This window comes from Sphingomonas sanguinis (assembly GCF_019297835.1).
Classification (GTDB): domain Bacteria; phylum Pseudomonadota; class Alphaproteobacteria; order Sphingomonadales; family Sphingomonadaceae; genus Sphingomonas; species Sphingomonas sanguinis_D.
On the sequence record NZ_CP079203.1, the window covers coordinates 513,957 to 527,532 of the forward strand.

At 66.0% G+C, this 13,576-nt stretch carries 9 protein-coding genes; 6 read left to right on the plus strand and 3 right to left on the minus strand.

Going from position 1 to position 13,576, the window contains the following annotated elements; translation table 11 throughout:
- The first annotated feature begins 150 nt into the window (after positions 1-150).
- Positions 151-3,189: a ligand-binding sensor domain-containing diguanylate cyclase gene (locus tag KV697_RS02140; protein WP_219019908.1), complete on the plus strand. Its 3,039-nt coding sequence runs from the start codon at positions 151-153 to the stop codon at positions 3,187-3,189.
- Positions 3,190-3,230: 41 nt separating this feature from the next.
- Entirely contained in the window at positions 3,231-3,446 is a 216-nt protein-coding gene (locus KV697_RS02145; protein WP_219019909.1) for a DUF5818 domain-containing protein, read from the plus strand.
- Positions 3,447-3,452: 6 nt separating this feature from the next.
- On the opposite strand, the gene KV697_RS02150 is transcribed toward KV697_RS02145, so the two are convergent.
- Both KV697_RS02150 and KV697_RS02155 read right to left on the minus strand, forming a co-directional pair.
- Positions 3,453-4,388 carry a DUF808 domain-containing protein gene (locus KV697_RS02150; RefSeq protein WP_219019910.1) on the minus strand — a complete coding sequence of 312 codons (936 nt, stop codon included), beginning with the start codon at positions 4,386-4,388 and terminating at the stop codon, positions 3,453-3,455.
- A gap of 79 nt (positions 4,389-4,467) precedes the next feature.
- On the minus strand, positions 4,468-5,340 hold the full coding sequence (locus tag KV697_RS02155; protein WP_219019911.1) for a LysR family transcriptional regulator: 873 nt from the start codon (positions 5,338-5,340) through the stop codon (positions 4,468-4,470).
- A gap of 98 nt (positions 5,341-5,438) precedes the next feature.
- Between KV697_RS02155 and KV697_RS02160 the strand changes: the two genes are divergently transcribed.
- From KV697_RS02160 to KV697_RS02175, 4 genes are read left to right on the plus strand one after another with little or no spacing between them, the layout of a single operon-like run.
- On the plus strand, positions 5,439-7,514 hold the full coding sequence (locus KV697_RS02160) for a malate synthase G (protein ID WP_257575554.1): 2,076 nt from the start codon (positions 5,439-5,441) through the stop codon (positions 7,512-7,514).
- Complete coding sequence (locus KV697_RS02165) at positions 7,514-8,071, plus strand: gamma carbonic anhydrase family protein (RefSeq protein WP_219019912.1); 558 nt, start codon at positions 7,514-7,516, stop codon at positions 8,069-8,071. The genes KV697_RS02160 and KV697_RS02165 overlap by 1 nt, the downstream gene beginning before the upstream one ends.
- 9 nt (positions 8,072-8,080) lie before the next feature.
- A complete protein-coding gene (locus KV697_RS02170; protein WP_219019913.1) occupies positions 8,081-8,791 on the plus strand; it encodes a response regulator in 711 nt (236 codons plus the stop codon).
- Entirely contained in the window at positions 8,788-10,116 is a 1,329-nt protein-coding gene (locus KV697_RS02175) for an ATP-binding protein (RefSeq protein ID WP_219019914.1), read from the plus strand. Before KV697_RS02170 ends, KV697_RS02175 begins: the two co-directional genes overlap by 4 nt.
- A gap of 319 nt (positions 10,117-10,435) precedes the next feature.
- Here the strand turns inward: KV697_RS02175 and KV697_RS02180 are convergent, their stop codons facing one another.
- Positions 10,436-13,540: a PAS domain-containing protein gene (locus KV697_RS02180; protein WP_257575555.1), complete on the minus strand. Its 3,105-nt coding sequence runs from the start codon at positions 13,538-13,540 to the stop codon at positions 10,436-10,438.
- Positions 13,541-13,576 lie beyond the last annotated feature (36 nt).

A 13,576-nucleotide genomic window follows, 5' to 3' on the forward strand; every position in this document is an offset into this window, starting at 1 on the left:
ATCCATGGTCCCGCACGCTACGGGCTTGGAAACGAAACAGGAACATCGCGGGTTCGTCAACCCCTTTGGCATCGGCATCGATGCCGTCATCTTGACCGACATTAATATCCTTTTATCGTTCTGGTCATAGAAGGGCGGCGGGATAACGATTTGAAACGCTACCGCTCCTTCGGCGCCGCTGCCCTTCTGCTGTTCCTGTGTCTGCCCGCGATGGTGCGGGGCGAGGCACGCGGCGACCCATGGGCGGCATGGCAATGGGCCAGCTTCACACGGCAGGGCGACGCGGTCGGCCTGCCGCATATCACCGCCACGGCGATCGTCCGTGCGAGTGACGGAACCATGTGGATCGGCACGCGCGGCGGACTGACCCGGTATGACGGGCAACGTGTTCGTAGCTTCAAGGCGCAGTCCGGCAATACCTATTCGTTGCCCGACAATTATGTGCGTTCGCTGTTGGCATTGCCCGATGGCGGCTTGCTGATCGGAACCAATGTCGGTGGCCTTGCGCGCTATGAACCGGCGAGCGGTCGCTTCATTCGGTTGAAGGCGTCCAACGGGCCTGTAGGAAGCCGCATTTTCGGCTTTACCCCGGACGGTTCGGGGGGCGCCTATATCGCGTCGGATGGCGGCGTTCATCGCTATATCGCCAAGACCGATAGCATCGATGCGATGTCGAGCGTTGCGATCAAGGGGCGGGACGGTCGCCCTGAAGGGGCGTTCGCGGTCCATCGCGATGCTGACGGCACGCTCTGGGCCGGATGCGAGGGCGGGCTTTGGGTTCGGCCGCCGGGTGCCCGGCGTTTCCAGCCGACCGCGCTGGTCGACAGCACGGACAGCCGGGACATCTGGTCGATCATGCGCGATCGTCAGGGACGGTTGTGGGTCGGTACGGGATCGGACGGCATCTACATGTCCGGCGATCGGGGCTGGCATCCCCGCTTTATCCAGTCGCCGACCCTTAGCGGTGCGGCGCCGCTGATCGGCCACCGGACGATCCGAGCGATGGTCGAAGATGCTCGCGGACGGTTATGGGCCGCGACCGATGGCATGGGGATCGTACTGATCGATCCCGCCAATGGCTTTTCCGCGACCGGGCTTCGCCACCTGACGGCCAATCCGATGTCGCTGGCCGGGGATACCGTGCGTGCGCTGGCGCTGGATGGATCGGGCGGCGTGTGGGCGGCGACCGAGATGGGCGCTTCGCGCACACAAGGGCCGGGCGGGGGAATATTGCGCATCGGATCGGCGATGCCCGACCCGCGCATGTCCCTGTCGGACGACAATGTCCGGGGGCTCATGGTCGACCGGCACGACCGGATATGGCTCGGCATGAGCAACGGGACGATAGACGCCCTCGACCGCAAGGCGGGGCGTGTGCGTCGTCTGACGTTGCAAGGCCAGCATGGGGGGCAGGATATCAAGGCCCTGCTGGAGGCATCGGACGGGACGATCCTGGCGGGAGCCCGAGGGGTCGTCGCGATCGATCCCCGCACCTTGGCGCAGCGACCTTTGTCGGTGGAGGGCTTGGGCGACCTGCCGGTGATCTCTTTGGCGGAGACGGACGACGCGCTGCTGATCGGAACCTATAAGGGCCTGTTCGTCCGCCGTCATAATGGCCAGGTGAGGGTGTTCGAGCACGACGCGAACGACCCCCACAGCCTGCCCAACAACGAAGTGATCAACATCGTCGTCGATCCTTATGGCGCCATCCTGATCGCGACCCCCGCAGGCATCGGGCGGTTTGACCTGACGCGTGGCATGTTCACTATTTTTTCCAGCCGATCGGGCGGATCGGGCAGTCTACCCCAGGACTATGTCGGCTCGGTCGTCCCGATCGGCCGCGACATTTGGGTCGGCACCTATGGGGGCGTTGCGCAGGGGCGTGTGGCCCCCGGCGGTTGGCGTTTCCGCGCGATTTCCGAGGTTCAGGGGCTGGCGGGCGACAATGTCGCGTCGGTCGTCCTCGACGCCCATCGACGTCCCTGGGTGGCAAGCGCCGGCGGTATCTCCGTCATCGATCCGGACGGTCGGACGGTTCGCGTCATGAGCAAGCGCGACGGTCTGAGCGCCAGTGCGTTCAACCAGCGTACGGCGGCGCGGATGGCGGATGGCTCCCTGCTGTTCGGGGCGCCGGATGGCCTGATCGTACTGCAGCCCGATATTCTGCTGGCGCGGCTGGATCATGTCCAACCGGGGCCGCTGATCGTCAGTTCGGCCGATATTGATGGCCATGCGCTGGCGGTCGACTCCACTGTCAACGCCTTGTCGCTGCGATGGGGAAAGGACGGCCGTACGCTGCGAATCGGTTTTGCGCTCGCCGATTACGACGCGCCGGAGGATACACGGTACAGCTATCGCCTCGACGGGTTCGATCGGACCTGGATGACTGTGCCTGCGGGGACGCCCGCCAGTGCGACCTATACCAATCTTCCGGCAGGCACCTATAGCCTGCAACTGCGGGCCTATGTTCCGGGGCTGGGCGCCCGCACGGTCGAGCGGCGGGTGGAGATCACTGTCGACCCGCAATGGTATGAGAGCTGGCCTGGGCGAATCGGTATGGCGCTGATCTTCCTGCTACTGCTGGGGGCGACCTTCTGGCTCGTCACCGCCGTCATCCGCCGCCGTGCCCGGATGCTGGAGAAGATGGTCGCCGAGCGGACGAGCGCGCTGCGGACGGCCAACGAACAGCTCGACCGGTTGGCCAGCACCGACCCGCTGACCGGCCTGGCCAACCGTCGCACGCTGATGACGGCGCTTCAGGCGGCGCGCGACCATGCGATCGCGCAGGATGAGGGCTTTGCCTTCGCGCTGCTCGACATCGATCATTTCAAGCGGATCAACGACGGCTATGGCCACAGCGCCGGGGACGAAGTGCTGGTAAGGATGGCCGCACGCCTGCAAAACGGGATCCGGGCGGGCGATGTCATCGCGCGCTATGGCGGGGAGGAGATCGCGATCCTGTTCCCCGGCACCACGCTCGACAGCGCGATGGGTATCGTCGAGCGCCTGCGTGAAGAAATCGTCTTCACTCCGTTGCTGATCGGGAGCCAGGCGATCAACGTGACCTTCAGTGCTGGCGTGACCGACTGGCGGCCGTGCGAGGATGTCGCGGCCATGATCCGCCGTGCCGACGATGCGCTTTACGATGCGAAGCGGAACGGCCGGGACCGGGTGGCGCAGGCGGCCTGAGCGCGGAACTCGACCCCGCGCTTCCGGGTTGGGCGGACATGATGACGAACGACAGCGCCGAAACGCATCCGCCGACGGTCAGGAGTGGGCGGCTGGTCCGGCGGGGCGGTGCCTTCGTGCTGGAAGGGGACGATGGCAAGTTGTTGGAATTGCGCCTGATGCGCGTACCAGTCGACCATGTCGGCAAATCGGTGGCGATCACCGGCCACATGCTGACCCCGGATGTGATGGAGGTGGACGGGGTCAGGGGCGCCTGAGCCGGATCAGTGGGCCTTTCTGCCCGGCAGAATGTGCAGGACACCCACGATCACCGCGCCGATGATCAGCCCGACGATCGCCGAGCCGATCGCACCGACCAGCCACTCCGCAACCACGCCACCGACGGGCAGCGCCTCGGCGACGTGATGCGCGGTGCCGTGGATCAGATGGGGCAGGGCGGTCAGCCCGAATTCCTCCATGCCATGGACGATGATCCCGCCACCGACCCAGACCATCGCGGCCGTGCCGACAACCGCCAGTACGCGCAGGACGACGGGCATGGCCTTCACCAGCCCGCGTCCGATCGCCTGAGCCGTTGCGTTGTCGCGGCGGGCGAGATGCAGGCCGATATCGTCCATCTTCACGATCGCAGCGACGACGCCATAGACGCCGACGGTGATCGCGATGCCGACCAGCGCGAGCGCGATGGCCTGCGTTCCGATCGACAGGTCGGGCAGTTCCGACAGCGCGATCGCCATGATCTCGCCCGACAGGATCAGGTCGGTGCGGATCGCGCCCGAAACTTGCCGATCTTCCAACTGCTTGGCGTCGACCGGCGCGGCGTCCTCCGCTTCGGCGTGATGGCCGGTCAGCGTTTCGAAGATCTTCTCGCTCGCCTCGAAGCACAGGAACGCGCCGCCCGCCATCAGGATCGGCGTGATCGCCCAGGGCGCGAAGGCGCTGAGCAGGAGGGCGGCGGGCAGCAGGAAGATCAGCTTGTTGCGCAGCGACCCCAGCGCGATCTTGCCGATGATCGGCAATTCGCGCTGCGGTGCCAGCCCCACGACATAGCGCGGGGTGACGGCGGTATCGTCGATGACCACGCCCGCCGCCTTCGCACCTGCCCGCGCCGAAGCCCCCGCCACATCGTCCAGCGACGCCGCCGCCAGCTTGGCGATCGCCGCCACGTCGTCCAGCAATGCGACCAGACCACCCGCCATCGACCCGTACCTCTCAAAACCTTGTTGCGCCGTGCCTAAAGCCTGCGCCCGGCCGATGCACGGAAAAATGACGGACGCGTCATGTCATCCACGCCGCATCGCGCCAAACATCGCGCAGATGGTCGAGCAGCGCGGGCACGGCCAGGGGAACCCCTGCCGCCGCATGGACCGCCCATATGCCCACCGCCGCCGACCCTTCGTGATCGGGCAGGACGCGGACCAGCCGCCCGTCGGCCAGCGCGTCGCCCACGTCCCAGAGCGAGCGCAGCGCTACGCCCGCACCGCCCAGCACCAGTTCGCGCACCACTTCGCTGGAGGGCGTTTCGACACGGCTCTCGCCATTCACCGTTGCCCCCGTCAGCCGCCACGGAAATTGCCCTTTCGCAGCGAGCAGAGCATGGTTCGACAGATCACTGATACTTCGGGGCGTACCGGCTTTGGCGAGATAGGCGGGGCTGGCACATAGCACCCGGCGATTATCGGCCAGTCGATGCGCCGCCAGTCCGGCAGGCGGCGTCGCGGTGATGCGGATTGCCAGATCGATGCCGCTGTCGATCAGGTCGACGAAATCATCGGTCAGATCGAACCGCAGCCGGATCGCGGGATAACGGTCCAGGAAGGCGGTCAGATGGGGTGCGATCCACATCCGCCCGAATGATGTCGGGGCGCTGACCCGAAGAGGACCAGCGGGACCGTCGCCATGCTGCGTCAACCGGGCTTCGGCCACACGGAGCCCGGCGACGAGCGGCGCGACTTCGCCATGAAAGGCCGCACCTGCCGTCGTGGGCGCTAGGCGGCGGGTCGTGCGGTGGAGCAGTCGGATCCCCAACCGGCCCTCTAGCCGGGCGATCCGCTTGGACACCATGGCGGGCGACAGGTGCCAGAGCCGTGCCGCGCCCGCCAGGCTGCCCTCGCGGACGACATCGACGAATAGCGCAATATCGGGGTCCATTCGTTCCTCCAGCGACCGACAGCGCTTCGATTATGCCGGCTACCGGGACAAATGGCGATGCCCTATCATGCTCGTGATTACACAGGAGGAGAGTGTTCATGGCCCCGGAAAGCCAGATGATCGACCGTCACGGCCTGTCGGTCGCGCCCGCGCTCGTCCGGTTCATCGAGGAGCACGCATTGCCGGGTAGCGGCGTGCAACCCGACCGCTTTTGGACAGGTATGGCGGACCTCTTCGCCCGCTTCGTGCCCGAGAACGCGGCGTTGCTGCGTCGTCGCGACACGCTGCAAGCGCAGATCGACGACTGGTATCGCCACGGTGGCGCGCGGGATGGCGCGGCACAGCGCGCGTTCCTGACCGACATTGGCTATCTTGTTCCCGAGCCCGCCCCTTTCACCATTGCGCCGAGCGATGTCGATGAGGAAGTCGCGTCCCGCGCTGGGCCGCAACTGGTCGTGCCGATGCTCAATGCGCGCTTCCTTCTGAACGCCGCCAATGCGCGTTGGGGAAGCCTGTACGACGCGCTCTATGGCACCGATGCCATCGCGCCACTGTCGGGCGCGGCAGGCTATGACCCGGAGCGCGGGGCGGCGGTTATCCGCTGGGCGCGGGGTTTTTTGGACGAGGCTTTGCCGATTGCGGGAGGCTGGGACGGTGTCACCGACCTCGCGAGCGCCGTCGACCGGCTCGACGATCCGTCGCTGTTCCGGGGGCGCAGCGACAAGGGCTGGCTGTTCCGCCACCACGGCCTGCATATCGAGATCGTGGTCGATCCCAATCATCCGATCGGCCGCACCGACCCGGCGGGGATCGCTGATATCATGCTGGAGTCCGCGCTGACCACCATTTGCGACCTGGAGGACTCGGTCGCGGCGGTCGATGCCGAGGACAAAGTGGCGGGCTATGCAAACTGGCTGGGCCTGATCGACGGCAGCTTGTCGGCCGAGATCGACAAAGGCGGGCGTATGACGACCCGAACCTTGGCACCCGATCGCGAATATCGTGCGCCGGACGGGTCGCCCTTTACCTTGCCCGGACGCAGCCTGTTGTTCGTGCGCAATGTCGGTCATCTGATGACCACGCCCGCGCTGCGGCTGGCGGACGGCAGCGAAGCGCCGGAGGGCATATTGGACGCGATCGTGACCAGCCTGATCGCGATGCGGCGGGGTGGCTCGATCTATATCGTGAAGCCCAAGATGCACGGACCGGAAGAGGTCGCTTTCGCGAACCGCCTGTTGGATGCGGTCGAGGACGTGCTGGGCCTTGCCCGACATCGCATCAAGATCGGCGTCATGGACGAGGAACGGCGGACCTCCGCCAATCTCGCGGCCTGTATCCATGCGGTGAAGGACCGGATCGTCTTCATCAATACGGGTTTTCTCGACCGTACCGGCGACGAAATCCACACCGCGATGCTGGGCGGCCCCATGGTTCGCAAGGCGGCGATAAAGGAATGCGACTGGATCGCGGCCTATGAGGATCGCAACGTCCAGATCGGCCTGGCCTGCGGATTTTCGGGGCGGGCGCAGATCGGCAAGGGCATGTGGGCTGCGCCCGACCGGATGGCCGATATGCTGGCTCAGAAGGGCGCGCATCCGCTGTCGGGGGCCTCGACCGCCTGGGTGCCGTCGCCGACCGCCGCGACGCTGCACGCCACCCATTATCACCGCATCGACGTCGCCGCCCGTCAGGCGGAGCGCGCGGCCGAGCCGGTCGCCGCGCTGGAACGGCTGTTGACCCCGCCGGTCGCCGAGACACCCGATTGGACTCCAGAGGAGATCGCGGCCGAACTCGACAATAATGCGCAGGGGCTGCTCGGCTATGTCGTGCGGTGGATCGATCAGGGCGTGGGCTGTTCCAAGGTGCCCGACCTCCATGACATCGGGCTGATGGAGGACCGGGCGACTTTGCGCATCTCGTCCCAGCATATCGCAAACTGGCTGCATCACGGCATCGTCTCGGCCGATCAGGTCGAGGCGGCGCTGACCCGCATGGCGGCGAAGGTCGATGCGCAAAATGCGGGCGATCGGCTCTATGGGCCCATGGCCGGGGACGGTCTGGCGATGCAGGCCGCCCGCGCGCTGATCTTCGAGGGGCTGGCGCAACCCAATGGCTATACCGAGCCGCTGCTCCACCGCTATCGTGCGAAGGCCAAATTGGAGGAGAATGCCTGATGTCGCTTTACGCGCTGGAGGAACGCCAGCCGATCATGCACGACACCGCCTGGATCGCCCCCTCGGCCGATGTCATCGGCGAGGTCGTATTGGGCGAACAGGTCAGTGTGTGGTTCGGCGCGGTGATCCGGGCCGATAACGGAGCGGTGCAAATCGGTGCGCGGACGAATATTCAGGACGGGGCGGTCCTTCATTCCGATCCCGGCAGCCCCTTGACCATCGGTGCGGACTGTACCGTCGGGCACCGCGCGATCCTGCACGGTTGTACGGTGGGCGAGGGGTGCCTGATCGGCATGGGTGCGACTGTACTCAACGATGCGGTGATAGGAGACGGATCGCTGGTCGGCGCGGGCGCGCTGGTCACGGAGGGGAAGGTATTCCCGCCCGGCAGCCTGATCGTCGGCGTGCCCGCCCGCGCCGTCCGCGCGCTGGAGCCGGACCAGATCGAACGGCTGCGCGCCTCCGCCGCTGGCTATGCCGAGCGCGGACGGCGCTACGCCGCAGGGCTGACGCGGCTGGACGGCGAAAACGTTGACGCACCGACGCGACCTGCCTAGCCAAAGGGGGTGACCCCGCCCACCATCCTGATCGTCGAGGACGATCCCGCTCTCCGTACCCTGACAGCGCGCGCGCTCCAGGAGAATGGTTTCGCCGTGAAGCTGGCCAATGCCGCCCCCGAAATGTGGCAGGCGCTGGAGGTGGGGCAGATCGACCTGATCCTGCTCGACATCATGCTGCCGGGCACCAGCGGCATCGACCTGTGCCGTCAGGTCCGCCAGAAGAGCGCCGTACCGATCATTTTCATCAGCGCCAAGGGCAGCGAGGTCGACCGCGTCGTCGGGCTGGAGCTGGGCGCGGACGATTATCTCGCCAAGCCGTTTGGCACCCGCGAGCTGGTCGCGCGCATCCGCGCCGTCCTGCGTCGTGGTGGGCTGGAGAATACGCCGGGCGAGCGCGAGGCCGGGATTTTGGGCTTCGACGGCTGGACCGCCAACCTCCCCCGTCGGGAATTGATGTCGCCGTCGGGGGCGCAGGTTGAGTTGACCGGGGCCGAGTTCGACCTGCTCGTCGCCTTTCTCGACAATGCCCAGCGGGTCATAGCCCGCGAGCGGCTGATCGAGCTGTCGCGGGCGCGGATCGGGGACAGCTCGGACCGAAGCATCGACGTGCTGGTCAGCCGCCTCCGCCGCAAGCTGTCGGGCGCGGGTGGGGCCGCGCCGATCGTGACGGTACGCGGCGTCGGCTATATGTTGAACGTGCCGGTGGAACGGCGGTGATCCGCCCCTCGGTCGGCCTGCTCGGCCGGATCGTCGCGATCCTGCTGCTGGCGGTCACGATCGAGTTCGCGATTTCCACCTATCTCTACGAGCGCGCCAGCCATGTCTCGGTGCGTGACGACGAAGCGCGGCGGCTGGCAGAGCATCTGATCGTCGCGCGCCGGGTGCTCAACGAACGCCCGGCGATCGAGCGGCCCGAGGTGGCCGAGGAGCTGACCACCGACCGCTATATCGTCAGCTGGTCGCCCTTCGCACCGCCCCGCCCGACGATCGCCCCCGCGATGGACAGTATGCAGCGCCAGATCGTCGACTGGGAGCCATCGCTGGCGGCGACCGACATCCATCTGCGGCTGACCTCTCCGGGGCGGACCTCGGTCGTGTCGGGCGATTTGCGGCTGGACGACGGATCGCTGCTGAGCTTCCGGATGCGCGAGGGCGTTCGTACGCTGGATCTGGCGCTCGGGCGGGTGTTGCTGGCGCTGATTCCTGCCATCGCGCTGATGCTGCTCAGCGGCGCCATGATCGGGCGTATCCTGCATCCGCTCAGGACGCTGGCGCGGGCGGCGGACAAGCTGGGCCGGGGGCCGGGCGGGCAGGGGGCGACGCTGATCGTTCCCGAGCGGGGGCCGGGCGAAGTGCGCCATGTCACCCGCGCCTTCAACCGGATGCAGGCGCGGATCGGGCGGCTGATCGACGAACGCACCCGTGCATTGGCGGCGGTCGGCCATGATCTGCGGACCCCGCTCGCCCGCCTGCGCCTGCGGGCCGATGCGATCCGCGACGAGGAGGTGCGCGAGGCGATCGGAACGGATATCGAGGAGATGGAAGCGATGGTCTCCTCGCTCATGGCCTTTCTGGGCGGGGAGGGCGACGTGGAGCAGCCCGAGCTGACCGATCTGGCGATCCTTTGTGCAAATCTGGCCGACGATGCCGCCGACCATGGCCGCGATGTCCGCTATGTCGGGCCGGATCATTTCGACTGTCGCCTGCGCCGGTTCGGCATGAAGCGCGCGCTGACCAATCTGGTCGAGAATGCGCTGCATTACGGCGAACATGCGATCATCACCCTTCGCGCCGATCCGGGCGACGATGTACGTATCCGGGTCGAGGATGACGGCCCCGGCATTCCCGACGAATCGCTCGAACTGGTACTGGAGCCGTTCGTCCGGCTGGACACCGCGCGGCGCCGGGACACGGTGGGGTTCGGCCTGGGCCTGTCGATCGTCGCACGCGTCGTCGCGGCGGAGGGCGGCGAGTTGACCCTTGCCAATCGGCCTAAAGGCGGACTGTGCGCGGAAATTCGTCTTCCCCATTGTCGGACATGATTTGTCACGCACTCGCTGCACGGCAGCAAAACTAGGTGCGTATATCCTGAACTCAGAGGATGAGACGGCCTTGCGCAACGCGAGGCATCTCCTCCTCTGACGAGTTTTGGCAAGTTCAGTCGGGAGAATGACCGATGACGATGGAGTTCGATTTGACCGCACTGGAATTGCAGGGTGCCCTGCTGGTGCTCGCGGTAATCATCACCTTCGCCGCGATCGAGGGCTGGAAGGCCCGCTAACCCGCTTTACAGGTTTCGCAACGGCTCCTCTGCTGTCCCCTCCGGCATGGGCCTGACCGGAAAGGAGCAGGCGGCTCGGCTCAGCGCCGGGTCGCCTGCTCTACGATTTCCAACCGACCACGGATCGCCCCGATAAGCTGGCTCGCCGAATAGGGCTTGGTCAGCAGCGCCGCATCCATGTTCGCTGCCTCGGCCGCCATGCCGCCATCACCGGTCGCAAAGACGATCGACAGGTTCGGCCGCAACTGCCGCGCGCGCCCGGCCAGCTCGACACCCGACTCACCCGGCAGGTTGAGGTCCGTCACCAGCACGTCGATCTGCGCCGTCTGAAGCGCGGTCATCGCCTCTTCGGCCGTGACGGCATGAACCACTACGAACCCCGCATCCTGAAGCGTTTCCGCCGTGTTCGTGCGGATCAGGTCGTCATCCTCGACCAGCAGGATGGTGCGTCCATCGTGCAGCGGCTGCGTCGTGGGTTCGGCCTTGGCGGCCACATCCCGCGATGGCGTTTCCCCCTTGGGCATATGACGCTGGCGCTGGTTGGCAAGCACGTGCCGGAACTTCCGGGCCAGCGCCTCCCGCGTATAGGGCTTCGACAATAGCTCGACGCCCTTGTCCAGCCGCCCGCCATGGACGATCGAATTCTCGGTATAGCCCGAGGTGAAGAGGACTGCGATGTCGGGCAGCCGTTCGCGGGCCTTGCGGGCCAGTTCCGGGCTCTTCAGCGTGCCGGGCATCACCACGTCGGTGAACAGGATGTCGATCGGGATGCCGCTTTCGACGACACTCAGCGCGCTTTGCGCATCGACCGCCTTCAGGACGCGGTAGCCCAGGTCGGACAGCAGCTCGACCACGGTGGCGCGGACCTCGGCATCGTCCTCGACGACCAGCACGGTTTCGGTACCGCCGGTGATCGGGCCGGTATCGACGGCTACCTCGACATCCTCGGCTTCCATCGCGCGGGGCAGATAGAGCTTGATCGTGGTGCCGTGGCCAACCTCGGAATAGATCTTCACATGGCCGCCGGACTGTTTGACGAAGCCATAGACCATCGACAGACCCAGACCCGATCCCTTACCCTCGCTCTTGGTCGAGAAGAACGGCTCGAAGACCTTGTGGATGATGTCGTCCGACATGCCGCTGCCGGTGTCGGACACGGCCAGCATGACATACTGGCCCGGCGTCACCTCGTCATGGGTGCGGGCGTAATCGTCGTCGAGATGCGCGTTGCTGAGCTCGATGGTCAGCTTGCCCTGGCCATCCATCGCGTCGCGCGCGTTGATCGCCAGGTTCAGCAGCGCATTCTCGATCTGCGCCGGGTCGATAAAGGTGTTCCAGAGGCCGCCGCCGACGATCGTCTCGATCTCGACGCCTTCGCCGATCGCACGGCGCAGCATGTCGTCCATGCCCTGCACGAAGCGGGTGACGTTGACGACCTTAGGCTCCAGCGCCTGCCGCCGCCCGAAAGCAAGAAGCTGAGAGGCGAGCTTCGAGCCACGCGACACGCCCGCCATCGCATTGACGACACGCTGTTCGGCGCGTTGGTTGCCCGCCACGTCCTTACCCAGCAGTTGCAGATTGCCCGACACGACCTGCAACAGATTGTTGAAGTCGTGCGCGACGCCGCCGGTCAGCTTGCCGATCGTCTCCATTTTCTGCGCCTGAGCGAGCTTCATCTCGGCCTGACGCCGCTCTGCGATCTCCTCGATGACGCGGGTTTCCAGCGTCTCGTTCAGCTGGCGAAGCTGCGCTTCGGCCCGTTCGCGATGATGGACCTGACGGGCAAGCAGCGTGGCCTGATCGCGCAGCGCCTGTTCGGCCGCGCGCTGGTCTGTGATGTCGGTATGGACGCCGACCCACTCGATCAGCTCGCCATCGGCGGCGATGATCGGCAGGGCACGGATCGCATAGGTCCTCCACTCGCCGTCATGGCGACGAACGCGGTGTTCGTGGACGAACATCCCCTTGGCGGCGACCGCTTCGTTCCACGCCACGACCGATGCGGCGGCATCGTCGGGATGGACCGCATTCGACCAGCCGAAGCCCTGATACTGCTCGGGCGTCTGGCCGGTGATCGCCGACCAGCCGGGCTGTTCGCCGACCATCCGGCCATCGGCGCTGTTGGTCCAGAGCACACCGTGGACCGCATCCATCGCGGCACGGAAACGCCGGTTGCTGCGCTCGATTGCTTCGGAATGACGGGTCCGTTCGTCGACGTCGAAGACCAGGATATGGAATCCGATCACCTTGTCATCATCGTTACGGCGCGGGATGTAACGGGTCTCGGCCCGACGTCTGCTGCCATCGCGATGATGCAGGTGCACGTCAGCGACGATGGCTTCCCCGGCCAGTGCACGCTCGATCAGCGGACGACGCTCGGCATAATCCTCTGCCGTCAACACATCGCTGAGCCGCTGGCCCAGCATCCCCTCGGGATCGGTGCCCAGAAATTCGCGGTAATAATCATTGGCGAAGCGATAGCGTTCTTCGCGATCGACAAAGGCAACGAGCACGGGCAGCGAGTCCGTGATGATCCGCAGTTCCGCCTCGCTCTCCGCCAACCGTCGTTCGGCTGCCACGCGGCCGGTATTCTCCACGACGGTGCACATCACGCCGCCGACCTTGCCGCATTCGAGATAGACGGGGGTATAATAGAGGTCGAACACGACCTCCTCCTCGATACCCGCGCGCGTGACGATCAGCGCCTGGTCGCGATAGGCGATGTCCTCTCCGCCGAAGCCACGGTTCAGGATGTCGCGGTTCCAATCCCAGATTTCGGGCCAGACGTCCGGAACCAGCCCGCCGAACGCCTCCGGGTGGCGCGGCCCGGCGATGCTGCGATAGGCATCGTTATAGATCATGACATGAGCCGGACCCCACATCAGCACCTTCGCGATCGGCGAATGGACGATGTTGGCGACGGTCGTGCGCAACACGCTCGGCCAGCCACCGATGGAACCCAGCGGGCTTGCCGACCAGTCAATGTCCCGCACCAGCTGGCCACACTCGCCCCCGCCAATCAGCCAGGTGTCGACATCCGACACCGGCCCATCGGTCCGCATCCGCTCGATCGCGGCGAGCAGCAGCGTCTGTTCGTCGGGAAAGTCGCCCGCATCCACGGCTTCGGCAACATATCGTTCGAGCTGCGGCGGGAGCGACAGCATTCGCGACAGGGGAGTCATCATCGGTTGACGCATGGGTAAGCTGTACCGTCAAGTCAA

What these genes read in the sequence shown, in the direction of transcription:
- KV697_RS02155 (WP_219019911.1), bottom strand. Translation starts at nt 5,340, where the DNA reads ATGGACCCCGATATTGCGCTATTCGTCGATGTCGTCCGCGAGGGCAGC.
- KV697_RS02150 (WP_219019910.1), bottom strand. Translation starts at nt 4,388, where the DNA reads ATGGCGGGTGGTCTGGTCGCATTGCTGGACGACGTGGCGGCGATCGCC.
- KV697_RS02160 (WP_257575554.1), top strand. Translation starts at nt 5,439, where the DNA reads ATGGCCCCGGAAAGCCAGATGATCGACCGTCACGGCCTGTCGGTCGCG.
- KV697_RS02145 (WP_219019909.1), top strand. Translation starts at nt 3,231, where the DNA reads ATGACGAACGACAGCGCCGAAACGCATCCGCCGACGGTCAGGAGTGGG.
- KV697_RS02165 (WP_219019912.1), top strand. Translation starts at nt 7,514, where the DNA reads ATGTCGCTTTACGCGCTGGAGGAACGCCAGCCGATCATGCACGACACC.
- KV697_RS02180 (WP_257575555.1), bottom strand. Translation starts at nt 13,540, where the DNA reads ATGATGACTCCCCTGTCGCGAATGCTGTCGCTCCCGCCGCAGCTCGAA.